The sequence below is a fragment of the Dissulfurispira sp. genome (assembly GCF_036745535.1).
GTDB lineage: Bacteria > Nitrospirota > Thermodesulfovibrionia > Thermodesulfovibrionales > Dissulfurispiraceae > Dissulfurispira.
Genome location: NZ_DAIOFX010000002.1, coordinates 26,767 through 46,906, shown reverse-complemented (window position 1 = coordinate 46,906; position 20,140 = coordinate 26,767). Strand labels below are relative to the sequence as shown.

Annotated in this window: 27 protein-coding genes, 2 tRNA genes and 1 pseudogene; 25 read left to right on the top strand and 5 right to left on the bottom strand. The window is 43.6% G+C overall.

What is annotated here, in order from left to right; translation table 11 throughout:
• Positions 1-242: ABC transporter permease subunit (locus tag V7L97_RS01000; protein WP_333652441.1), on the top strand; the 242-nt coding region annotated here is incomplete at its 5' end.
• 69 nt (positions 243-311) lie between these two features.
• On the opposite strand, the gene dksA is transcribed toward V7L97_RS01000, so the two are convergent.
• Positions 312-713 (bottom strand): RNA polymerase-binding protein DksA, encoded by a 402-nt coding sequence (dksA, locus tag V7L97_RS00995; protein ID WP_333652439.1) that lies wholly within the window; start codon positions 711-713, stop codon positions 312-314.
• Positions 714-882: 169 nt separating this feature from the next.
• Between dksA and V7L97_RS00990 the strand changes: the two genes are divergently transcribed.
• The 10 genes and pseudogenes from V7L97_RS00990 (at position 883) to V7L97_RS00945 (ending at position 5,935) form a co-directional block, all read left to right on the top strand.
• Positions 883-1,206, top strand: a complete 324-nt coding sequence (locus V7L97_RS00990; protein WP_333652437.1) for an integration host factor subunit alpha — start codon at positions 883-885, stop codon at positions 1,204-1,206.
• Positions 1,173-1,598 (top strand): MerR family transcriptional regulator, encoded by a 426-nt coding sequence (locus V7L97_RS00985; protein WP_333652435.1) that lies wholly within the window; start codon positions 1,173-1,175, stop codon positions 1,596-1,598. Before V7L97_RS00990 ends, V7L97_RS00985 begins: the two co-directional genes overlap by 34 nt.
• A tRNA-Pro gene (locus tag V7L97_RS00980) sits at positions 1,589-1,666 on the top strand. The genes V7L97_RS00985 and V7L97_RS00980 overlap by 10 nt, the downstream gene beginning before the upstream one ends.
• A gap of 131 nt (positions 1,667-1,797) precedes the next feature.
• Positions 1,798-2,214: pseudogene (locus V7L97_RS00975) on the top strand (Crp/Fnr family transcriptional regulator); the annotation flags it as partial.
• 2 nt (positions 2,215-2,216) lie between these two features.
• Positions 2,217-2,378, top strand: a complete 162-nt coding sequence (locus V7L97_RS00970; protein ID WP_333652433.1) for a helix-turn-helix domain-containing protein — start codon at positions 2,217-2,219, stop codon at positions 2,376-2,378.
• 161 nt (positions 2,379-2,539) lie between these two features.
• Positions 2,540-3,115: a 2-oxoacid:acceptor oxidoreductase family protein gene (locus tag V7L97_RS00965; RefSeq protein ID WP_333652431.1), complete on the top strand. Its 576-nt coding sequence runs from the start codon at positions 2,540-2,542 to the stop codon at positions 3,113-3,115.
• The gene (locus V7L97_RS00960; protein ID WP_333652429.1) at positions 3,112-3,405 is read left to right on the top strand and encodes a 4Fe-4S binding protein; all 294 of its coding nucleotides are present in this window, start codon (positions 3,112-3,114) and stop codon (positions 3,403-3,405) included. The genes V7L97_RS00965 and V7L97_RS00960 overlap by 4 nt, the downstream gene beginning before the upstream one ends.
• The gene (gene porA / locus V7L97_RS00955) at positions 3,405-4,586 is read left to right on the top strand and encodes a pyruvate ferredoxin oxidoreductase (RefSeq protein ID WP_333652426.1); all 1,182 of its coding nucleotides are present in this window, start codon (positions 3,405-3,407) and stop codon (positions 4,584-4,586) included. The genes V7L97_RS00960 and porA overlap by 1 nt, the downstream gene beginning before the upstream one ends.
• A 1-nt stretch (position 4,587) precedes the next feature.
• Positions 4,588-5,544, top strand: coding sequence for a thiamine pyrophosphate-dependent enzyme (locus tag V7L97_RS00950; protein ID WP_333652423.1), 957 nt, complete (start codon positions 4,588-4,590; stop codon positions 5,542-5,544).
• A gap of 76 nt (positions 5,545-5,620) precedes the next feature.
• Entirely contained in the window at positions 5,621-5,935 is a 315-nt protein-coding gene (locus V7L97_RS00945) for a hypothetical protein (protein ID WP_333652420.1), read from the top strand.
• 72 nt (positions 5,936-6,007) lie between these two features.
• Here V7L97_RS00945 and V7L97_RS00940 read toward each other — a convergent pair whose 3' ends face one another.
• Positions 6,008-6,238, bottom strand: coding sequence for a hypothetical protein (locus tag V7L97_RS00940; RefSeq protein WP_333652417.1), 231 nt, complete (start codon positions 6,236-6,238; stop codon positions 6,008-6,010).
• Positions 6,239-6,372: 134 nt separating this feature from the next.
• On the opposite strand from V7L97_RS00940, the gene V7L97_RS00935 reads away from it, so the two are divergent.
• From V7L97_RS00935 to V7L97_RS00920, 4 genes are all read left to right on the top strand, one after another.
• A complete protein-coding gene (locus tag V7L97_RS00935) occupies positions 6,373-6,588 on the top strand; it encodes a type II toxin-antitoxin system HicB family antitoxin (protein ID WP_333652415.1) in 216 nt (71 codons plus the stop codon).
• On the top strand, positions 6,589-6,810 hold the full coding sequence (locus tag V7L97_RS00930) for a type II toxin-antitoxin system HicA family toxin (RefSeq protein WP_333652412.1): 222 nt from the start codon (positions 6,589-6,591) through the stop codon (positions 6,808-6,810). It abuts the gene before it with no gap.
• Positions 6,811-6,936: 126 nt separating this feature from the next.
• Positions 6,937-7,212, top strand: a complete 276-nt coding sequence (locus tag V7L97_RS00925; protein WP_333652409.1) for a ribbon-helix-helix domain-containing protein — start codon at positions 6,937-6,939, stop codon at positions 7,210-7,212.
• A complete protein-coding gene (locus tag V7L97_RS00920; RefSeq protein ID WP_333652407.1) occupies positions 7,205-7,549 on the top strand; it encodes a type II toxin-antitoxin system PemK/MazF family toxin in 345 nt (114 codons plus the stop codon). The genes V7L97_RS00925 and V7L97_RS00920 overlap by 8 nt, the downstream gene beginning before the upstream one ends.
• Positions 7,550-8,031: 482 nt before the next feature.
• Here the strand turns inward: V7L97_RS00920 and V7L97_RS00915 are convergent, their stop codons facing one another.
• Both V7L97_RS00915 and V7L97_RS00910 read right to left on the bottom strand, forming a co-directional pair.
• A complete protein-coding gene (locus V7L97_RS00915; protein WP_333652405.1) occupies positions 8,032-8,928 on the bottom strand; it encodes a diacylglycerol/lipid kinase family protein in 897 nt (298 codons plus the stop codon).
• Positions 8,925-9,680, bottom strand: coding sequence for a 6-carboxyhexanoate--CoA ligase (locus tag V7L97_RS00910; protein ID WP_333652402.1), 756 nt, complete (start codon positions 9,678-9,680; stop codon positions 8,925-8,927). The genes V7L97_RS00915 and V7L97_RS00910 overlap by 4 nt, the downstream gene beginning before the upstream one ends.
• 66 nt (positions 9,681-9,746) lie before the next feature.
• Between V7L97_RS00910 and V7L97_RS00905 the strand changes: the two genes are divergently transcribed.
• Positions 9,747-9,821: transfer RNA gene (locus tag V7L97_RS00905), tRNA-Gly, on the top strand.
• A 4-nt stretch (positions 9,822-9,825) separates the two neighbouring features.
• On the opposite strand, the gene V7L97_RS00900 is transcribed toward V7L97_RS00905, so the two are convergent.
• Positions 9,826-10,443, bottom strand: coding sequence for a phosphoribosyltransferase (locus V7L97_RS00900; protein ID WP_333652400.1), 618 nt, complete (start codon positions 10,441-10,443; stop codon positions 9,826-9,828).
• Between the two features lie 491 nt (positions 10,444-10,934).
• On the opposite strand from V7L97_RS00900, the gene V7L97_RS00895 reads away from it, so the two are divergent.
• From V7L97_RS00895 to fliF, 9 genes are all read left to right on the top strand, one after another.
• Positions 10,935-11,969 (top strand): DNA polymerase IV, encoded by a 1,035-nt coding sequence (locus tag V7L97_RS00895; RefSeq protein ID WP_333652397.1) that lies wholly within the window; start codon positions 10,935-10,937, stop codon positions 11,967-11,969.
• A 51-nt stretch (positions 11,970-12,020) separates the two neighbouring features.
• Positions 12,021-13,007 (top strand): sigma-54 interaction domain-containing protein, encoded by a 987-nt coding sequence (locus V7L97_RS00890; RefSeq protein ID WP_333652395.1) that lies wholly within the window; start codon positions 12,021-12,023, stop codon positions 13,005-13,007.
• A 224-nt stretch (positions 13,008-13,231) separates the two neighbouring features.
• Positions 13,232-14,860 (top strand): tetratricopeptide repeat protein, encoded by a 1,629-nt coding sequence (locus V7L97_RS00885; RefSeq protein ID WP_333652392.1) that lies wholly within the window; start codon positions 13,232-13,234, stop codon positions 14,858-14,860.
• A 10-nt stretch (positions 14,861-14,870) separates the two neighbouring features.
• Positions 14,871-16,058: a two-component system sensor histidine kinase NtrB gene (locus V7L97_RS00880; RefSeq protein WP_333652390.1), complete on the top strand. Its 1,188-nt coding sequence runs from the start codon at positions 14,871-14,873 to the stop codon at positions 16,056-16,058.
• A 90-nt stretch (positions 16,059-16,148) separates the two neighbouring features.
• Positions 16,149-17,459 (top strand): sigma-54-dependent transcriptional regulator, encoded by a 1,311-nt coding sequence (locus V7L97_RS00875; protein WP_333652388.1) that lies wholly within the window; start codon positions 16,149-16,151, stop codon positions 17,457-17,459.
• Positions 17,460-17,526: 67 nt separating this feature from the next.
• The gene (gene flgB, locus V7L97_RS00870) at positions 17,527-17,868 is read left to right on the top strand and encodes a flagellar basal body rod protein FlgB (protein ID WP_333652386.1); all 342 of its coding nucleotides are present in this window, start codon (positions 17,527-17,529) and stop codon (positions 17,866-17,868) included.
• Positions 17,868-18,275, top strand: coding sequence for a flagellar basal body rod protein FlgC (flgC, locus tag V7L97_RS00865; protein ID WP_333652384.1), 408 nt, complete (start codon positions 17,868-17,870; stop codon positions 18,273-18,275). Before flgB ends, flgC begins: the two co-directional genes overlap by 1 nt.
• A 28-nt stretch (positions 18,276-18,303) precedes the next feature.
• Entirely contained in the window at positions 18,304-18,597 is a 294-nt protein-coding gene (fliE, locus tag V7L97_RS00860) for a flagellar hook-basal body complex protein FliE (protein WP_333652382.1), read from the top strand.
• Positions 18,598-18,600: 3 nt separating this feature from the next.
• A complete protein-coding gene (gene fliF, locus V7L97_RS00855; RefSeq protein WP_333652380.1) occupies positions 18,601-20,136 on the top strand; it encodes a flagellar basal-body MS-ring/collar protein FliF in 1,536 nt (511 codons plus the stop codon).
• Positions 20,137-20,140: the final 4 nt, after the last annotated feature.

The following is a 20,140-nucleotide window of genomic DNA, read 5'->3' as shown; positions in this document are numbered from 1 at the left end:
TTCCTCTAAGTCTTGTGATGATGGGGATCAAATTGGGAGGGTTTATTATCACAGAAGCAACATTGAGCTTTCTGGGGCTTGGGGCACAGCCTCCAACTCCAACATGGGGTTCCATGATAAGCGCCAACAGGGCTTATATTCTTACCGCGCCATGGATGGTAATATTCCCGGGACTGGCAATATCGATAACTGCGTTTTGTTTTAATATGCTGGGAGAGTCGTTAAAAGAAAGGTATAAATAATTTAAGGATAATTAGCCGATAATTTTTAGTTTTTACTATGCGCTGTGAACCGTGAACTGTGAACTATTTTTATCTTTCCCGCAGTTTTTCTTCTTCTTCCTGCTCTGTCTTGCATTCTATGCACATGGTGGTTACCGGCCTTGCTTCGAGTCTTTTGATGTTTATCTCCTCGCCGCATACCTCGCAGATGCCGTATGTGCCGCTGTCGATTTTCTCTATGGCCTCATCTATTTTCTTGAGGAGCTGCCTTTCCCTTCCCTTCAGCCTCAGCATGAAATTCCTGTCGATCTCTGCCGATGCCTGATCCCCCAGTTCAGGGAATAAGGTCTCATCAGGCAGTGCATTTAAGGCATCCCCTGCCTCTGAAAGAAGGGCCTCTTTCTGCCTGATCAAGTTTTTCTTGATCTCCTGAATCTTTTCTTCCCTCAAAGAGAGGTTTTTGTCTGACTTTGTTTTATTTTTACCTTTCATGTTTCTGTGTCTCTTAATTAAGATTTCTGATAGATTGTTCGGATACGATAACAGAAAATACAGGGCATAGTCAAACCACATCAATCGAAAAACACTTGACAATTGGGCAAGACAGTAATATAAAATTAGCGATAAAAATAATTTATCCTTTTTTAACAAGGGATAGTATATGACAAAGGCCGACATTGTAAATCTTGTATTTGAGAAGGTAGGGCTTCCTAAAAATGAGGCGCAGGAGATGGTAGAGACTGTTTTTGATACCATAAAGCAAACACTGATAGCAGGCGAATTCATAAAGATTTCCGGCTTCGGGACTTTTAACGTGCGAAAAAAGAATTCACGGATAGGGAGAAATCCAAAGACAAAGGAAGAGGTGGAGATCACACCGCGCAGGGTTGTGACATTCAAGGCAAGCAACCAGCTCAAGGAACTCATAGAAAAGATGCAGATAGATAAAAGATGCAAGACGCATTTAAATCGCCGGAGCCGCTGAGACTCTTCCCTGAAAAGCTTTTTTATAAAATAGGAGAAGTCAGCAGAATTGTTGGTGTAGAGTCTTATGTCCTGAGGTACTGGGAAACGGAATTTCCGTTCCTCGCTCCGAGAAAGAGCAAATCGGGTCAGCGTATCTACACAAAGAAGGACATCGACCAGATACTGCAGATTAAAAGACTTCTTTACGACGAGAAATATACAATTGACGGTGCGAGGCGTAAACTCGGCGGTAATATAGAGCAGGCCGCTGAAGCCTTTGCAGAAACCGAAGAAGTAAAAAGAGAAGGGGTAGCTGAAGAAATGACCGGGCCGAACATCGATGCCGAAGGAATCATCACCATGGTAAAGATGAGGCTCAGGGAAATACTCCGTAACAATTTCGGGGCGTAGCGCAGCTTGGTTAGCGCACTCGCTTGGGGTGCGAGAGGTCGGCCGTTCGAATCGGCTCGCCCCGACCATTTCTAAAGGTGGGAAGTGAAAAGTGAAAGGTGAAAAATTAGAGGATTTAAAAAAGATCCCCATATTCTCGGCCCTCAGCGACGAAGAACTGAAAGAAATCTAGTCTTGTTTAAGCAGGGAAAACTTTAAGAAGAAACAGGAGATATTTTCAGAAGGAGACCCTTCGGATTGGTTTTATATACTCATCAGCGGAAAGGTAAAGATAACCAAGATGTCCGTCGACGGCAGGGAGATAATAATAGAATTAATATCGCCGCCGGACTTCTTCGGAGGTTTTGCTGTGCTAAAGGAATTTCCATACCCCGCCAATGCGGTTGCCATAGAAGATTCAAATGTCATCAAGATTTCACGGCATAACCTGCTTAAAGTTATCGACAGATTCCCCAATGTCATGTATGACATGACAGCCAACCTTGGAGACAGGATAAGAGAGTTCCACGATACACTTAAAAACATTGCCCTTGAGAGGGTGGAGTCGAGAATTGCAGCACTGCTCCTGAAGCTTGCCGATAAAACCGGTGAAAAAAGGATAAGACAATACTTATAAACATGAGGCTTACAAAGCAGGACATCGCCGAGATGGTCGGCACAACTGTAGAGACGACTATCAGGGTTATGAGCAGGTTTAAAAAATCTGGATTTATCGACAATAAGGACGGAAAAGTTCTCATAAAGAATTTAGATGCATTAGAGTCAATAGTATATCCTTAGCATTCCAAAATACCAATTCGCTCAAGTCAATCCTGCTTATCGCTGTGCCGAATAAAAAATTCTATTAATTTTATTAATCGATAGTTAAACTTATTGAATAATTAATAAAAATTTGTTAGATTAATAAACTTAAGATTGAGAATACATATAGGAGGAAAGAGATGGCTGAAACTTTGGAGATCAGATGGCACGGCAGAGGAGGCCAGGGCACTGTTACTGCGGCAAAGGTATTTGCCGACGCATGCCTGAGCGGCGGTAGGCATGTGCAGGCATTCCCGGAGTACGGCCCTGAAAGGTCAGGGGCTCCTCTGAGGGCATACAATAGAGTAAGTTCAAAGGAACTCAGGATGCACTGTCCTGTTTTAAGACCCAATATCGTTGTAGTTGTTGATGCAACGCTGCTTGACGGTATAGATGTGACAGAGGGTGCGCTTGACGATGCTGTCTTTATTATTAATTCCTCCAGAGATCCCAAAGAACTGAGGGAAAAGCTTAAGGCAAAGCCGACACAGAAGGTGTTCACGGTAGATGCCACAAAGATCGCCATCGAGTGTTTCGGAAGGCCGATGCCGAATTCACCAATGGTCGGCGTTCTTGCAAAGGTTTCAGGAATTGTAAGTCTTGATGTAATACTTGAAGATGTGAAAAAGAGTTTTGGCAAGAAGTTTTCACAGAAGGTAATAGATGGTAATTTAGAGGCTGTAAAAAGGGGTTATGAGGAGGTAAGGGAAGGATGAAACTGAAAGGATGGAAAGAGGTTACACCAGGCGCTGTTATTACAGAAGCAGGCAGCGCATTGAAGTTTAAGACGGGCTCGTGGAGGGTGTTTAAGCCGAAATGGATACCGGAAAACTGCATCCAGTGCATGTTCTGCTGGATTTATTGCCCTGATATGGCTGTAAAGGTAAAGGACGGCAAGAGGGCGGAGTTTGATTACGACTACTGCAAGGGCTGCGGCATCTGCGCCCTCGAATGTCCCGGAAAGAAAGGCAACAAGGCAATTGTTATGGAAGAGGAGGGGGGATAATGTCAAAAGTTGTCGCAGTTACAGGAAACGAAGCAGTCGCAAATGCCCTTAGGCAGATAAATCCGGATGTCTGTGCAGCGTATCCCATAACTCCACAGACAGATATGATGCAGAGGTTTGCGAGTTTTGTGAGTGATGGAAAAGTCAAGACAGAACTTATATTAGTTGAGAGCGAACACAGCGCTATGAGCGCCTGCATCGGCTCAGCAGCCGCAGGCGGAAGGGTTGCAACAGCAACATCCGGCCCTGGACTTGCCCTCATGTGGGAAATGCTGTTTGTCGCATCCGGCATGAGACTGCCCATAGTAATGTCGGTGGTGAACAGGTCTCTTTCTGCGCCTCTGAATATTCACGGCGACCATTCGGACGCAATGGGCGCTCGTGATTCAGGCTGGATACAGTTATGGTCGGAGAATGCACAGGAGGCATATGACAATGCAATACAGGCATTCCGCATTGCAGAGCATATGGATATAAGACTTCCAGTGATGATATGTCTCGATGGCTTTATAATAAGCCATTCCATAGAGCGGATAGAGTATCTCGATGACGACACGGTAAAGAACTTTGTAGGAGAGTATAAGCAGCTTAATCCCCTTTTGGATACAGAGCATCCTGTCAGCTATGGGCCGTTAATCCTTCCAGATTATTACATGGAGTTCAGAAGGGCGCAGGCAGAGGTCATGACAAAGGTCGCCGATGTGGTTCTGAACGTGGCAAAGGATTTCGAGAAGATATCTGGAAGGAAATACGGACTTTTTGAGACATACAGGCTCGATGATGCCGAGATAGGACTGGTTATCCTTAACTCTGCTGCAGGAACATCAAAGGATGTGATTGATGAGTTCAGAAATAAGGGCATAAAGGCAGGTCTTTTAAAGCCGAGGCTCTATAGGCCGTTCCCTTATGAAGAGATAGGCGAGGCATTGAAGCATCTTAAGGCAGTATGCGTGCTTGACAGGGCCGATGCCTTTGGTGCCTCTTACGGGCCTTTGTTCATGGATATTGCATCCAGTATTTATCATTACAAGGATAAGCCGATACTCATTAACAAGATATACGGACTCGGCGGAAGGGACTATATGCCGGAGCATGCAGAGATTGTACTCAATGAACTTGCAGAGATAGCAAAGACAGGAAAAGTAAAAACCTTTAAAGAATATATTGGAGTGAGGGAGTAATATGGCGACACCACTTAGCTTAAAAGAGCTTTCAAAGAAAGAAGTGCTTTTAACAGCAGGCCACAGGATGTGTTCAGGTTGCGGTGCACCACTGGTTGTAAAGATGGTACTTCTTGCATCGGACTACCCTGTTGTGGCTACGAGTTCTACCGGCTGTCTGGAGGTATCCACCTGTATATCGGATTACACTGCATGGAAGATTCCGTGGATGCACAACGCCTTTGAAAACTCGGCAGCTACGCTTTCAGGCATCGAGACGATGTACAGGTCCCTAAAAAAACAGGGCAGGATTGACAAAGAGATAAAATTCATATCATTCAGTGGCGACGGAGGCACATATGATATCGGCTTCCAGAGCCTTTCGGGCGCAATGGAAAGAGGGCATGACATGCTTTATATATGCTATGACAACGGAGCATATATGAATACAGGCATTCAGCGTTCAAGCGCGACTCCCCTCGGTGCCGATACAACCACATGCCCTGCAGGCAGTGTTGTTCCAGGAAAGCCTCAGGAAAGGAAAGACCTTACAAAAATTATGGCTGCCCATGGCATACCATATGTTGCACAGGCGTCACCGAGCCACTGGTCCGATTTGATGAAAAAGGTGAGAAAGGCATTGGAGATAAAAGGCCCGAAGTTCATGAATATCATTGCGCCCTGCAACCGCGGCTGGAGGTCGATGTCAAACGATGCAATCCTTTTAAGCAGACTTGCGGTTGAGACTTGCTGGTGGCCGCTCTATGAAATCGAAAATGGCGTGACAAGGGTTAATGTAAAACCAAAAGAGAAGAAGCCGCTTGTTGATTTCCTTAAACCCCAGGGAAGGTTCAAACACCTATTCGCACCTGAAAACGAATGGCTCCTTAAGCGGGCACAGGAGGATGTGGATAAATACTGGGAGAGGCTTTTAAAGGAAGAGGAATTCACAAAGCCGCAGGAAGAAGCTAAAGAGTAGGGGTTACCAAAGTACTGAATAGTATCAAGGCTCCTGCAAAAATATTTGCAGGAGCCTTTAATCTAAGGAGAGGAATATGAAACGATTTTTGATAGCACTGGTTATGTTTTTAGCTTTTATGTCCATATTCACAGTAAATGGCATATACGCAGGTTCTCAAGAAATGTCTGCAATAACAGGGAAGGTCGTAGAAACCATGAACAGCGGTGGATATACCTATGTCTGCCTCGAGAAAAGCGGCAAGAAAACATGGGTTGCTATACCGCAGGCGAAGGTAAAGAAAGGGCAGACAATGTCTCTACATCCCGGCGTTGAGATGACGAACTTCGAAAGCAAAACCCTTAAACGCAAGTTCGATAAGATAATCTTTTCTGCAGGGCCTGTTAAATAGCGAAGTAATTAAAAAAAAATAATATTACTCAGCGAAACATTAAACTCAGGAGTAAAAGTCCCATTGAAACTTCTACTCCATAAACGGATGCGCTGCAATTGCTTCCTTCATCTTCTCTACAGCCCTGATCACCATGTCCGAGACGCATGCTATCTGCTTGTTGTTTCCGGCAAAGCATTGAGGGTTTTCGCCGCAAAAACGCTTGCAGCGGTCATCGGTAATTTCACCCCGAGAAGTAAAACAATCATCTTTACTGTGTCTATCACAGTGTACGGAAGGTGTTGTTTTCACGCTGCTATCCATCAAAGAAACTCCTTGGCAATGGTTTAATAGATATTACTGCGAATTTGCAAAACATCGCCGCATTCTTCCATCCCGAACTGTTTAGTATGGTATAATTAACAACAAGAGACGATAATAATGAGGAGGATATAAGCATGATTTTCCATATTACACTTGAACATGCCGAGGACGGTTGGGTTGTTGCTGAATGCCCTGCACTCCCCGGCTGTGTTTCTCAAGGCAAAGATGAAAAAGAAGCCATAGAGAACATTAAAGAGGCTATCATTGCATGGTTGTGGGCAGAGGACCAGAAAACACTTTATACCCTTCCTAAGGAGAAGGCACAAGAATCCATCGTTGTAGCGGTTTAAATGAGCAGACTGGCTAATATTTCAGGGAAAGATGCTGTTAAGGCTTTTCAAAAAGCTGGATGGCAGATAATCGGTCAGGTAGGCAGTCATGTAGTATTGTCTAAACAAGGCGTCAGGGTAAATCTTTCAATACCTCAACATAAAGAACTATCAGTTGGCACACTTCGTGCCCTTATTCGCAATTCTGGCTTAACAGTTGAAGAATTTTTAGAATTGCTTTAATTCCCCAAAAATCCCCTCAATCCTCTATGCTACAATAAAATATAGGCAACTGGTTCAGGTAAAATTTTTTATTACAAATAAACGTTAAATTATCTTATAATTGGTATGATAAAAAGGAGGTTAATTATGCCAGCTACAAGCGCTCTACGTAAAGCAAAACTTACAGTAACAATCAGTGGTGATGTAATTAATGAAATAGACGAAATTGCAAAGGAAAAAGGAAATCCAAGAAGTCAGGTAATGGAAGAAATACTTCGCGATTGGCTGCTTAAGTCTAAAAAAATGGCGATAGAAAAAGACATCGAGGCTTATTACATATCTCTAACAGAAAATGAAAAGAAGGAAAACAGAGAATGGTCTATGATAGCAACTGAAAGTGCAAAAAGGACATGGAATGATTGAGAATCCCAAAAGAGGAGAGATATACTTAGTCAATCTGCCTTCAAAACCAAAGGATATTAAAAATCGTCCTGCATTGGTAGTCTCTTTAGATATTCGAAATAAGTTGGCTGGTGATATAATTGTTGTTCCTCTGTCTACAAACTTAAGGCCATCTCCTACCCATGTTTTACTTCAAGAGGGCGAAGGCGGTTTATCAAAGGCGTCTATGGCTAAATGTGAGCAGGTGACAACCATAGACAAATCTTTTCTCATCAGAGGTCCCTTTGCAGGGAAAATAGGTGATGAAAGAATGAAGGAAATAGAAAAGGCGATAATAATAGCAATAGGTGCAATATGACATCCTCAACATATCTTTCAGCGATGAACTATAACAGACTTTTAAGGACTCAAGGGAAATCTAATGGCAGAAAAAAGATAACACCTCTGTCTAATCCTGAAATCTAATTCCCCAAAAATCCCCTTCAACCTCATATGCTATATGGCGGCAAAGGCGGCTTTAATAAGCGTTCTCTCTGGTTTTACAGAGCGCTTGTATTCGTGCAGGCTTTTTCTGTGCAGGGTTAACGCTTCATATTATTAAAATTCTTTTGATAGGCGAACCTAAAAGTGCTTATTATGTAAGCGCGTCTATTATGCTTACAATCATCTTCTTTACATGGGCTATAAAATATCTAAAACCCCGAATTACAGTTGCATTGATGCCTATAGCACTCTTTTTAATTGGCATGGCCGTATCGCAGGGGCAGGTAAACGGACTGCCAGCGCTGTCTGTATGGCTGTTGGTGTTCTCTATTTTATAGGGAGACCAAATAGTGTAAACTACAATGTGCTGGTTACCAGTCTCAATGCATCGGGCGCCACATCTATCTTTGCAGGTGTGGTGCCTAAATAGTCTCCATCGATCTGGATGTGTGCATTGCCTTGTATCTCTATCTCTGAAGCCCTGAAATAGCTTATATCCTTTAGTTTGAGATGGCCTCCCTTTATTACCCCTGATATGTAGCGGATGAGGTTGAGTCTGCCTTTTTGGTGCATTAAGAACACATAAAAGGATGGCTCTGTGAGCTTAGCATCCGGCGCTATCTTAAAGTCTCCGCCATAACATGAAGCCTTGCCTATGATGGCGTTATATCCTGATCGTTGTTCAGAGTCGTATTTCAGGGTAATTTGGGATGGATTGTATCTGAGGATTGTTTTAATTCCGCTCAATATATAAGCGCCTTTGCCTGTAATCTTTTTAATCCATGGATTCACGCCGCAAACGGCTTCTCCGTCAAAGCCGATGCCGGCCATTAAAAGGAAGTGGCGAGTCAATGATGCCGTAGTAATCCTGCCGAGATGGATTGCCTGTGCTTTCCCAGTTATCGCAATATCCAGAGCCCTTTCTGGGTCTTCAGACACATTTAACTCTTTTGCAAGAACACATGTTGTGCCTAATGGAAGTATTGCCATGGGGATGTCTGAATGCACCAATCCATTTGCCACTTCATTATACGTTCCATCACCGCCTGCTGCAATCACTAAACACTCCTGACTTCTGGTTTCGGACTCCTGACTGATCTGTCTCGCAAATAATTCCGCATCTCCTTTCTGAGCAGTGAGCATTAAGCGGACATCGAACCCCCTGTTTTCAAGAATGTTTACTGACCTTTTAATTTTCTTTAAAGCGCCTCCTCCTGCAATGGGGTTTCCTATGAGAAATATGTTTTTAGTCAAAATCTTACTCCTGATACGATTACCGGTGTTTTTTCAAGGTATTTAATGAGCTTGCCGATATCAGCATCTTCCTTGATAATGAATACCCTCCCGCCGTGTTTCTCTCCATGCCTTTTAATATTCGGTATCCTCAAATATCCGAACTGTTTCGATGTAATATAACCTGTTGTGTAATCAGGGTCATCGGATATGCAAATTTCTGCTGTTACATCCGGATGCGATGCTACCTTTGAAGCAAGGATTAGTGCCTCTTTGACTGTTGTAGTATCGACCCTCATTTTTGAAAGGTTCCATGTCAATGCCTTTTCTGCAGCTTTTTCTATTCCGAGTCTCGATACCCTTACTCCTCGCTCTCTGTCAGGCTCCATGCGGATAGCAGATTCTTCTAATATTAGAGCAGCTCCACGCATGATCTTTTGTGAGGTTAGAACTTTAAACGAGTTCTTGATAGCCTTTGTTGGAACGCCGATGCCCGATAGTGTTTGAAATATTGTTTTTTTAGCTTCATCCGGAGATTTGCATCTAAGAGTAGTTACAGGAAGCAGTTGGACCTTCTTCGGTTTCTGCTTTATCTCCTCGATTGTTATTACAATGTTATCAGGCTTACCCCTTGGATGGTTTAATGCCCTTTCAGCGTATTTTTTAACAATTTTTGAAATTTCAGAATCTTCATATATGCCTTCAGCACCAGAGATATGAATTTCTTTTTGGCTGCCGACTGTTTTCGATGCCCTCATCCGTATGTTCCACATAATTGAGAATTATACTTGGTTGCACAAAATATTTTCTATGTAGTAACATATTTTTGCTTTCTGTTTGCGGGTGTAACTCAGTGGTAGAGTGTCAGCTTCCCAAGCTGAAGGTCGCGGGTTCGAATCCCGTCGCCCGCTCCATTCATTACTCCGGTTCTAATAACAAATCTTTGATAGCATCTGTATTCACCACGATGTTGTATCGTTCTCCGAGTTCACGAACTATATCATCTTCGCTATGGATGCCCATATCCTTTATCCTTTTGACAAAGCCTGTCAGATCCTCATAGATGTGCCATGGAAAGATAATCCACCGCCACTTTGTAACCCTGCTGACAAAGTAATCAGGTATGATTGCAGAACAGGTCTTGTGTATAAGCACCGCTGTCTTGATATCTTCAGGCTCAAAAGTTTTTAAGTATTCCAGAGAAACCCTGAGCGTATCCCCTGTATCGGTTATATCATCCACAAGCAAAACCTTTTTACCTTTTATATCCGTACAAAGAGGAAATTTGATGACCGCTCTTTCTGTCTCTGTTGCAGCGATTCCCCAGTGTTCCACCTTTATTGAGGTAAGGTCTCTCATCAGCAGGTAATCGCAGAGTATCCTTGCCGGGACACAGCCTCCTCTGCCGATTGCTACTACGATATCCGGCTTATAACCCGAATCTTTTATGTTTTTTGAAAGTTTTTTTGTATCCCGTATAACCCTGTTCCATGAAAGGATTTCGCATCTGAATCTCTCTTTAGAAGGTAAAGGCATCGGCCACCTCTTTTCCCCAGCTTTATACAATTATATCCTACTATCCATTATATTTTGCTGTATACTAAAATATTACTCAAATACAGCGATAAGAATAGGGCTCTGGAGTGAATAGCTATGTTTTGGTAACAGTTCTTTGCGACTGAAGCGTTAAACAGCCGCAAGTGTTTGAACCCGAAGGGTGAGTTTTGCGGCTGTAGCGTAAGGAGTATTAGAACTGTCAAAACATAGCTCCTGAACGAAAGAGACTTATCGCTGTATCTCGGTATTAATCCGTAATGACATATGCAGGGCATGCTGAAAAAGCCTTTGCAAAGTGTTATTCCCGGTGCATACCAGAGATGCCCAACGCTTCACCCAAATAGTGACCAATGTTGTGGATGAGGGATTCAAGACTATGCAGTCTAATATTCCGAAGTGTAAAGTCTTTTTCAGCACACCCTGCATATATCTTATCGTTATTCATTACGGGTTCAGATAAAAATTGATTTATGAGGCGAATCCTGCACATAGACATGGACGCATTCTTTGCCGCTGTCGAGCAGAAGCGGCATCCCGAATTAATCGGAAAGCCTGTTGTGATCGGAGGCGACGGCGATCCAACCAAGAGGGGTGTTGTGTCAACTGCATCCTATGAGGCACGGAAGTTCGGGATACACTCTGCGATGCCCTTAAGGACTGCCTATAAACTCTGTCCCGATGCTGTCTTCCTGCCTGTGGACTACAAGGAGTATTCGAGGGTTTCCCAAATAGTTAAAAATATCCTCAAGGAAATATCTCCAATGATGGAAGATGTCGGGATCGATGAGGCATTCCTCGATATATCCCAAATAGAAAAGTCATCGGAGGATATTGCAAATGAAATTAAAAAGAGAATAAAGGATGAGACAGGGCTTACCTGCTCTATAGGTATTGCACCCAACAAGCTCCTTGCAAAAATAGCATCTGACATGCAAAAACCCGACGGTCTGACAATCCTCACAGAAAAAGACATAGCAAGTCTTATATGGCCGCTGCCTGTAAGAAAGCTGCAGGGCGTAGGGCCTAAGACAGAAGCGCATCTTAAAGGCATGGGCATCGAAACCATAGGAGAACTTGCATCAATGTCTATTGATAAACTCATTGAACATTTTGGCAAATCATTTGGACATTATCTTTATGAGGCTTCGAGAGGCATAGATGAAAGTCCATTGATTACTCACTGGGAACCGAAATCCACAAGCAGGGAAGTAACATTCCAGAAGGATACGGACAACTGGCAGTTTATGGCAAAGACCCTTGCGGAGCTTTCAAAAGAGGTTGTCGATGACATGCGGCAGACAGGCTATATAGGCAAAACAGTAACGGTTAAGGTGAAGTTTCACGACTTTAAACTAGTCACAAGGGCAAAGACACTCGATAATTACACAATTTCCCTCGAAGAGATAAGAAAGGCAGCCTTTGAGTGCCTCGGCAGGATAGAACTCAAGAAAAAAGTAAGGCTTATAGGCGTAAAAGTAGGGAATCTGGAAAAAGCTGAAGATTAGTGGAGTGATATTTGTATTGACTTTTATCATCCTGTATGTCATATTTATGACATGGGTACTGATAATAATAATCTCCTTCAAATTATTGGCACTTCCAAGGCTATCAAACGTATTTATGAACTCATTGAAAAGGTTTCGAATTCTGACAGTACTGTCCTGATATTGGGTGAAAGCGGGACAGGTAAAGAGCTTGTAGCCAAAAACATCCATTTCAAAAGTACAAGGGCAGAGAAGCCCTTTATTCCGGTAAACTGCGGTGCTATACCTACAGAACTTCTCGAGTCAGAACTCTTCGGTCACGAAAAAGGAGCATTTACCGGAGCCGTAGCGTCGAGGATCGGGAGATTCGAGCTGGCTGACGGCGGGACAATATTCCTCGACGAAATAGGTGAAATGCAGCCTATACTCCAGGTAAAACTCCTGAGGGTGCTTCAGGAAAGGTCGTTTGAAAGGATCGGTGGAATCAAGACCGTGAACGTGGATGTAAGGATAGTAGCAGCTACAAATCAAAACCTCGAAGAGGCTGTGGCTGCAGGCAGGTTCAGGGAAGACCTCTTTTATAGGCTTAACGTAATTACCATAGATATTCCGCCCTTGAGGGAGAGGACAGAAGACATACTCCCTTTGTGCGACTACTTTATAGAAAAGCATTCGAGAAGATTTGGAAGGAATCCCATAAGGCTGACCGATGATGCCATGAAGATATTTATAGGTTATCATTGGCCCGGCAATGTCAGGGAACTGGAGAACACAGTGGAGAGACTCCTTGTTCTTAAGGATGATGATGTTGTAACGCCATATGACCTGCCGGAAAAGATGACAGGAAGAAAGATCCCCAATCTGCCCGATATCGAGGACGATGACAGAAATCCTTTTGTTGGTGGCATAGACCTTAATGCTGCACTTGAGGAGTATGAGAAGAGGCTTATACTACACGCCATTGAGCTTCAGAACGGGGTTAAAAGTCAGGCTGCGAAGTATCTCAATATCAACCGTACCACCCTTATCGAAAAGATGAAGAGATTGGGGTTGTCATAAAATTAACGCTCTTGTTGGAATTAGAGGTTATTTAGTCAGATAATTGACCATCAATAGCTCATAGCTCATGGCTTATGGCTTAATAACACTATAAACTATCAGCTATGAACTAATAGGTTGGCACATTTCTTTCAATACAAAAACTGGATATTTATGTTTAAGTTAAGCGATTTTATATGTCAGGCACGGCTCAAAGACTTTAAAAAGTGTTGGTTCAAGTGTATATGAGAGATAATAAATGCATCATATTTCTGTTTTCTGTCTTCTGTCTTCTGTCTGTCTCTGCCATTGCCTCTGAAGACAAGCTCAAGACAGCGGACGAGTATCTCAGGACAAAGAATTATGTCAAGGCAAAGGAAGTTTACCGGGATATCTTTCTCGCTGCACCCAAAGGTATATCAGGAGAAAAGGCATTGTTCGGAATGGGCAAGGCAGACTACTACTTAAAAAACTATTACGAGGCAAGGCAGAACATCAAGCGTTTTATATCGGTATCCAAAATCCCCGAATATCGAGATGAGGCTCACCTCATGCTCGGCTATATTTCACTTCATTTTCAGAAATTCAAAGAAGCAAAGCAGTATTTCGAAGCAGTGGGAGAACCTTTGAAGGAAAAGGCAAGCATAGGGAAGGCAGAAGTGGCTTTGAAGACCGGAGATATGGCGAGGGTCGAATATTTTCTTGAAACATTAAGTAAAAAGACCATGGAAACAGACCCCCGTGTCCTTTATATGCGCGCAATGTTGTACAGCAATAAAGGCATGCATAGGGATTCTGTTAATACGATTAACAGAATCCTTGATTCTGCCCTCAAGGAACAGGATATAAGGGTCGAAAAGGCCCGCATCCTTTTCAATGCAAGAAAGTTAAAAGAGGCGGAGAGGCTGTGCAGGTCTATCATAGACAGCCCCACTTCGAGTATCGAAAAAATCAATGCAAAAAAGGTTTTGTTGCAGATTTACGAAGTAGATGGAAAGGTGGATGATGCCTTGAAATTAGGCATTGAACTGTCGCCTTATGAACCAGACGACGATTTTAAACTGAAGATTGTCTCGTTATATGATAAAAAGGGTGATTTAAATAATGCCATGAAATACCTCTCTTATCTAAACAACAAGAGATTGAGGTCGGCAGAGATAGAAAAGAGGATCAAGGCCGTGATTGCCTCCAAAGATCCAAAGGCTGTGGAGTATATACAAAATTTCTCTTTCTCCCTTGATGCAGATGCCCCCTTTATTATCGACGCCTCACGATATCTGATAGCAAACGGCAAGAAAATTGAGGGGAAACAGCTTCTCACGAAGGCTTTAAAGGGTGCTGTAAAGGGAGAGGCATCCCTGTACATGGCGGAGTTATTGATTCAAGAGGGCAAATATGTTGAGGCTGAAAAGATGCTTACGCCTCTTACTATCGATACCCGTTACCTATACAGGGCATCTTATATGGTTGCAGACATAATGGAAAGGCAGGGCAAATATGCCGCAGCCATCGAATATCTCTTGCGAATAGTCAAGACTGCTACTGACTACAGGATAGCTGCAAAACTGGGTGATCTGTATTACAAAACAAAAGACAGGCAGAATGCAGTGAAATATTATATTATGGCCTCCAACAAAGGTGACGGGTTGTCTTCGGTGAAGGCCGGAGATTGTCTGTATATTTCAGGCGATTATACAAAGGCAAAGATCTATTATAAGAGGGCATTGGACTATAATGTAAAAGACCCTAAAAGCCTCCAGTGGGCCCAATACCAATATGGCAAACTGACTAAAAGCAATGATTACCTGAAGAAGGCAGTCACCGGAGGCGGAGAGATTGCAGAGGCAGCAGCAATGATCTCGGGAGACAGATAAATCCATGATTATGAAAAACAAGAACCAGAAGAATTTTCAAACAGAGGGATTTCGCAAGGGGGACAAAGTCCCCCTTGCGGACTCAAAAGCCGAGCATAATGTCGATCTTTTAAATAAGGCCATAGAAACCTTCAATTCCGCTTCTGCCACACTGGTCCAGTATTACAGCACTCTTGAAGATAAGGTCCGTTTGCTGACCGAAGAGGTTGATCACAAAAAGCAGTTGCTAAACAGCATTCTCGACAGCATTGATGTAGGTGTTGTCTTTTTTGACAGGGATGGTATTATCAGGACCATGAATAAGGCGGCTGAGTGTCTGCTCAATATTAATGCCAGTGATGCAATCGGCGGCACATCAATACATGCCGAAATCCATGAAGAGGTGATAGCACCGACTAATGGTAAGCCTTTTTATGCCCTCGTATCACGCTCGGACGTAACAGACAATGGTGGAAATGTCATTGGTAATGTCCTTATATTCAAAGATATAACAAGGCTTAAACAGCTCGAATCCGAAAACGAGAGGAACAGGAGATTGACAGCCATGGGAGAGCTTGTTATGAAGATCGCTCACGAGATAAGAAATCCCCTCGGCAGCATAGAATTGTTTGCAAGCCTTCTTTCCAATGATTTAAAGGGAACCGAGCATGGAGATTACGCAAACAGGATATCCAACTCCGTGAGGTCTCTCGTTAACACCCTTGACAATATGCTCAGGTTCACCAAAGAGGTTAAGCCTAAACCAGGATACTGTTGTTTAAATGATATGGTCAGCGAAACATGCGATGAGTTCAAGGAATTGTTTGCAAACAGCGATGTACAACTTGATTTTTCGGAAAAAGGGCAGTACTGGTTGAATATGGATAAAGGGCTAATGAGACAGGCGTTGATCAACATACTGCTGAACTCTGTTCATGCCATGCCCGATGGAGGGAAAATAGAAATCAGAATACAGAATGCAGAAGACAGAGGACAGAAGACAGAGGAAGTTGAAATTATAATCAGAGATACAGGCATTGGCATGGACGAAGATACGAGGCTGAGGATGTTCGAGCCTTTCTTTTCTACAAAGGACAGGGGAACAGGGCTTGGGATGTCCATAACTGCAGGAATAATAAAGGCGCACAAAGGAATGATAGATGTAAGAAGTGAAATCGGAGGAGGAACGGAGTTTGTTATTACATTACCAGTAAAGTGAATGAGTAAATGAGTGAATGCGTGAAAGGGTTTTTCCATTTACTCATCTACCCATTTACAGATTTACTGATTTACTATTGTGGAGAAGCTTATGAAATCGGTCTTGATAGTTGACGATGAAATCGATATGGCCCTTGCGATAAAGGAGTCCTTGAAGAGGTGCGGGTTCAAGCCCACGGTATGCCATAACCCGGAGGATGCATTGTCCGGGCTCAATCTTGCTGACTTTTCTCTTATAATAACCGACATGAAGATGCCTAAAATGAATGGCATCGAATTTCTGCAAGAGATCAGGAGGAAAGGCATATTTGTGCCTGTAATTGTCATAACAGGTTTCGGCACGGTGGAAAATGCAGTGGATGCCATGAAACTGGGCGCAACAGACTACATTATGAAACCCTTTTCCTTTGATTCCCTGAGAAGGGTTATTGACAGGATACTTCCCTCTGAGGATGCGGATATCGTGGCTGAATCCCCAGCTATGAAACACCTTATGTCCATAATAAGAGAGGTTGCCAAGAGCGATATAACGGTTCTTTTATCCGGAGAAAGCGGCACTGGCAAGGAAGTTATTGCACGGATTATCCACAAAAACAGTCTGAGGGCTGACAAACCCTTTGTTGCTATCAATTGTGCCGCTATTTCAGAGAGCCTCCTCGAAGCAGAGCTATTCGGTCATGAAAAAGGCGCATTCACAGGTGCAGCCGAAAGGAGGCTGGGAAAGTTTGAGCTTGCCGACAAAGGGACGCTGCTACTTGATGAGGTAAGCGAGATGGCGTTTCCACTTCAGGCAAAGCTGCTCAGGGCAATCCAGGAAAGGGAGATAGACAGGATAGGAGGCCGCTCTCCCGTACCGGTGGATGTCAGGATTATCGCCACAACAAACAAAGACCTCCTGTCCGAGGTGAAAAAGGGAAATTTCAGGGAAGACCTCTATTATCGTTTAAATGTATTCCCCATAAAGTTGCCTCCCCTCAGGGAAAGAAGGGAAGACATAATTCCTCTCACGGAGTTCTTTATAAAGAAGTTGTCACAGAAGATGGGCAGGGCATTTGAGGTCTCTGACGAACTTAAATCCTATCTGTTGCAGAGAAATTGGGAAGGCAATGTTAGGGAGCTTGAAAATCTTATGTACCGAACGGCTGTTATATCCAAATCAGAGGTTTTGCTGCCGCCAGCAGATGAATTCGGAGTTCGGGGTTTAGAGTTTAGAGTTCAGGTGGCTGAATCGGGCAGTACGGGTACAATGAAAGACATGGAGCGGGATTTAATCATAAAGACTCTGAGAGAAACAGGCGGCAACAGGACAAAGGCGGCACAGTTGCTTGGTATAAGTGTCAGGACAATAAGAAACAAGCTCAAGGAATTTAATATTTCGGATGACGATATAAAAAGAAGTTGAAGAGCTTTAAATCTGGAATAGAAATTGCAATATTTTTATTGTTTAGAAGCTCGATAAGGAGGAATATATGCCGGACAATACTATTAAGGTTCTCGAAAAGATGCTCGATGTTGCAGCATTCAGGCAAAAGGTTCTGGCATCCAATATAGCCAATGCAGATACGCCGGGCTATAAGGCAAAGGATATATCCTTTCAAAAGGAACTGGACAGGGCAATAGAAGGCTCAAAAGAACAGGACTACGAGGTTTATGAAACGGTTACAACCATGCCTAACAGGGACGGCAATACTGTCAATCTCGACATAGAGATGGCAAAGGTTGCAGAAAATACATTAATATACAACGCCGCAACCCAGTTGATGACCATGAAAGTCAGGATGTTGAAGGACGTAATAAAAGGGGGTAGGTAATGAAAGAGATGTTCATGCCGTTAAAGGTTAGCGCAACAGCCCTCGAGGCACAGAAAATAAGGATGAATGTTATAGCTTCCAACATTGCCAATGTGAACTCCACGAGGACTCCTGAAGGGGGCCCATACAGAAGGAGGGATGTAGTTTTTGAATCATACATATTCGATGAAAGCTCTGTGGGAGTTAACATCCCGAAGATTGTGGAGGATGAAAGACCCTTCAAAATGGTCTATGACCCGTCCCATCCCGATGCCAATAAGGACGGATATGTCAGCTATCCGAATATTAACACCATAGAGGAGACCGTTAACCTTATATCCGCTACGAGGGCATACGAGGCCAATTTAACCCTCATTAATTCGTATAAAGAGATGTTTATGAAAACCCTTGACATAACGAAAGCATAAGTGGAAAATGGGAAATGGGAGGTGTTCTATGGATGACATAAAAAAAATAGGGGATATAAGCCAGGGAGTTGCCCAACCTTCAAAAACAACAAAGAAAAGCGGTGCGTCCTTTGAGGATGCCATAAAGGATGCCTTGAAGGAGGTCTCTACTATTCAGAACGAGGCCGAGAAGGCCATCGAGAACTTCTCGAAGGGAGAGGTTAAGGATATCCATACCGTTGTGGTCGCCATGGAAAAGGCCGACGTATCCTTGCAAACCCTGCTTCAGGTGAGAAACAAATTGCTCACTGCCTATGAAGAAATAATGAGGATGCAGGTATAACAGATGGCATTAATAGACATCGTAGAGCTGATAAAGGCATGGCCCCTGAAGAGGAAACTGTCCCTTGTTTTTGTAATATTATTGAGTTTTGCCCTTATGGCAGGAATAATGCTCTGGACAGATAGGGTTGATTATCAGGTCCTTTACAGCAATCTTTCACAGGAAGACGCAGGGCAGGTAATTGCCAAACTAAAGGAGATGAAGGTCCCGTATAAGGTGGAGGGCAATGTTATTTATGTACCGAGCAACAGGGTTTATGAGCTGAGGCTTGAGCTTGCAGCGCAGGGCATCCCCACAGGCGGCGGTGTCGGCTTTGAGATATTTGACAAGACCCAGATAGGGGTCACGGAGTTCGTACAGAGATTAAACTATGTCAGGGCGATTCAGGGAGAGTTGACAAGGACCATAAGGCAGCTCTCAGAAGTGGATCAGGCAAGGGTTCATATCGCCATCCCCGAGAAAACAATATTTACCGAAAAGGAAGATAAACCCACGGCATCGGTTGTGTTGAAACTGAAGCCCGGCCGTGTATTGAATCAGGGACAGATAGGCGGCATAGTGCATCTTGTTTCCAGCAGTGTTGAGGGCATGCAGCCTCAAAATGTCACTGTCATAGATAACATGGGCAATCTTCTTTCAAAGCCTGTCGATACCACCGATGAGATCGTGGATTCCAAGAAACTCGAATACCAGAAATTAGTTGACAGAGATTACGAAGGCAGGCTCCAGAGCATGCTGGAGGGGATCATAGGCAGGGGGAAGGCGATTGTCAGGGTCGCCACAAAGATAGATTTTACGCGGGTCGAAAGGACAGAGGAGAAATTCGATCCCGATACAATTGCTGTTAGAAATGAACAACGCACCCAGGAGAAATCGGTGGGGGCAACTCAGGGAGGCATTCCCGGAGTACTGTCCAACCAGCCCGGACAACAGCCTGCAATAACAGCCGGCTCTCCGTCAACATCACAGAAACAGTCCGAAAAAATAAATTATGAGGTGAGCAGGAGTGTCAGCAAGATAATACAGCCGAGGGGCGAGGTAAAGAGCATCTCTGTTGCAGTGCTTGTTGACGGCACATATAAGAAAGAGAATGGGAAGAAGGTTTATGTGCCGAGGACCGAGGATGATATGAAGAAGTATAAGGAGATAATTATGGCTGCCATAGGCTATAATAAGGAAAGGGGCGATCAGGTGATTGTGGAGAATGTGCCTTTCGAGGTAGCCATAGAAGAACTTCCACCTGAAAAGATAGATTTTGTAAGACTTGCTCTGTCTTTATTGAAGTATATCATTCCACTTGTTGTGATCGTGCTTCTCATCCTTTTTGTCATCAAGCCGATTATAGAGACGCTGAAAGCCCCTGTAATAAAGGAAGTACCCGAGGCGGCTATGCCGGCTGCACCACCAGTGCCCAGCGCCGAGATAGCACCAGAGGAAGTTATGAGGCCAGAGGAAGTTATGAGGGAGGAGATTGTGGAAATTGTGAAAAAAGAGCCGAGGCGGGCTGCTATCATACTGAAGGAGTGGCTATCAGAATAACACA

Bases quoted from the DNA above. Each gene is read 5' to 3' on its own strand.
- dksA (WP_333652439.1), bottom strand. From the start codon at position 713: ATGAAAGGTAAAAATAAAACAAAGTCAGACAAAAACCTCTCTTTGAGG.
- V7L97_RS00990 (WP_333652437.1), top strand. From the start codon at position 883: ATGACAAAGGCCGACATTGTAAATCTTGTATTTGAGAAGGTAGGGCTT.
- V7L97_RS00985 (WP_333652435.1), top strand. From the start codon at position 1,173: ATGCAAGACGCATTTAAATCGCCGGAGCCGCTGAGACTCTTCCCTGAA.
- V7L97_RS00970 (WP_333652433.1), top strand. From the start codon at position 2,217: ATGAGGCTTACAAAGCAGGACATCGCCGAGATGGTCGGCACAACTGTA.
- V7L97_RS00965 (WP_333652431.1), top strand. From the start codon at position 2,540: ATGGCTGAAACTTTGGAGATCAGATGGCACGGCAGAGGAGGCCAGGGC.
- V7L97_RS00960 (WP_333652429.1), top strand. From the start codon at position 3,112: ATGAAACTGAAAGGATGGAAAGAGGTTACACCAGGCGCTGTTATTACA.
- porA (WP_333652426.1), top strand. From the start codon at position 3,405: ATGTCAAAAGTTGTCGCAGTTACAGGAAACGAAGCAGTCGCAAATGCC.
- V7L97_RS00950 (WP_333652423.1), top strand. From the start codon at position 4,588: ATGGCGACACCACTTAGCTTAAAAGAGCTTTCAAAGAAAGAAGTGCTT.
- V7L97_RS00945 (WP_333652420.1), top strand. From the start codon at position 5,621: ATGAAACGATTTTTGATAGCACTGGTTATGTTTTTAGCTTTTATGTCC.
- V7L97_RS00940 (WP_333652417.1), bottom strand. From the start codon at position 6,238: ATGGATAGCAGCGTGAAAACAACACCTTCCGTACACTGTGATAGACAC.
- V7L97_RS00935 (WP_333652415.1), top strand. From the start codon at position 6,373: ATGATTTTCCATATTACACTTGAACATGCCGAGGACGGTTGGGTTGTT.
- V7L97_RS00930 (WP_333652412.1), top strand. From the start codon at position 6,589: ATGAGCAGACTGGCTAATATTTCAGGGAAAGATGCTGTTAAGGCTTTT.
- V7L97_RS00925 (WP_333652409.1), top strand. From the start codon at position 6,937: ATGCCAGCTACAAGCGCTCTACGTAAAGCAAAACTTACAGTAACAATC.
- V7L97_RS00920 (WP_333652407.1), top strand. From the start codon at position 7,205: ATGATTGAGAATCCCAAAAGAGGAGAGATATACTTAGTCAATCTGCCT.
- V7L97_RS00910 (WP_333652402.1), bottom strand. From the start codon at position 9,680: ATGTGGAACATACGGATGAGGGCATCGAAAACAGTCGGCAGCCAAAAA.
- V7L97_RS00900 (WP_333652400.1), bottom strand. From the start codon at position 10,443: ATGCCTTTACCTTCTAAAGAGAGATTCAGATGCGAAATCCTTTCATGG.
- V7L97_RS00895 (WP_333652397.1), top strand. From the start codon at position 10,935: ATGAGGCGAATCCTGCACATAGACATGGACGCATTCTTTGCCGCTGTC.
- V7L97_RS00890 (WP_333652395.1), top strand. From the start codon at position 12,021: ATGGGTACTGATAATAATAATCTCCTTCAAATTATTGGCACTTCCAAG.
- V7L97_RS00885 (WP_333652392.1), top strand. From the start codon at position 13,232: ATGAGAGATAATAAATGCATCATATTTCTGTTTTCTGTCTTCTGTCTT.
- V7L97_RS00880 (WP_333652390.1), top strand. From the start codon at position 14,871: ATGAAAAACAAGAACCAGAAGAATTTTCAAACAGAGGGATTTCGCAAG.
- V7L97_RS00875 (WP_333652388.1), top strand. From the start codon at position 16,149: ATGAAATCGGTCTTGATAGTTGACGATGAAATCGATATGGCCCTTGCG.
- flgB (WP_333652386.1), top strand. From the start codon at position 17,527: ATGCCGGACAATACTATTAAGGTTCTCGAAAAGATGCTCGATGTTGCA.
- flgC (WP_333652384.1), top strand. From the start codon at position 17,868: ATGAAAGAGATGTTCATGCCGTTAAAGGTTAGCGCAACAGCCCTCGAG.
- fliE (WP_333652382.1), top strand. From the start codon at position 18,304: ATGGATGACATAAAAAAAATAGGGGATATAAGCCAGGGAGTTGCCCAA.
- fliF (WP_333652380.1), top strand. From the start codon at position 18,601: ATGGCATTAATAGACATCGTAGAGCTGATAAAGGCATGGCCCCTGAAG.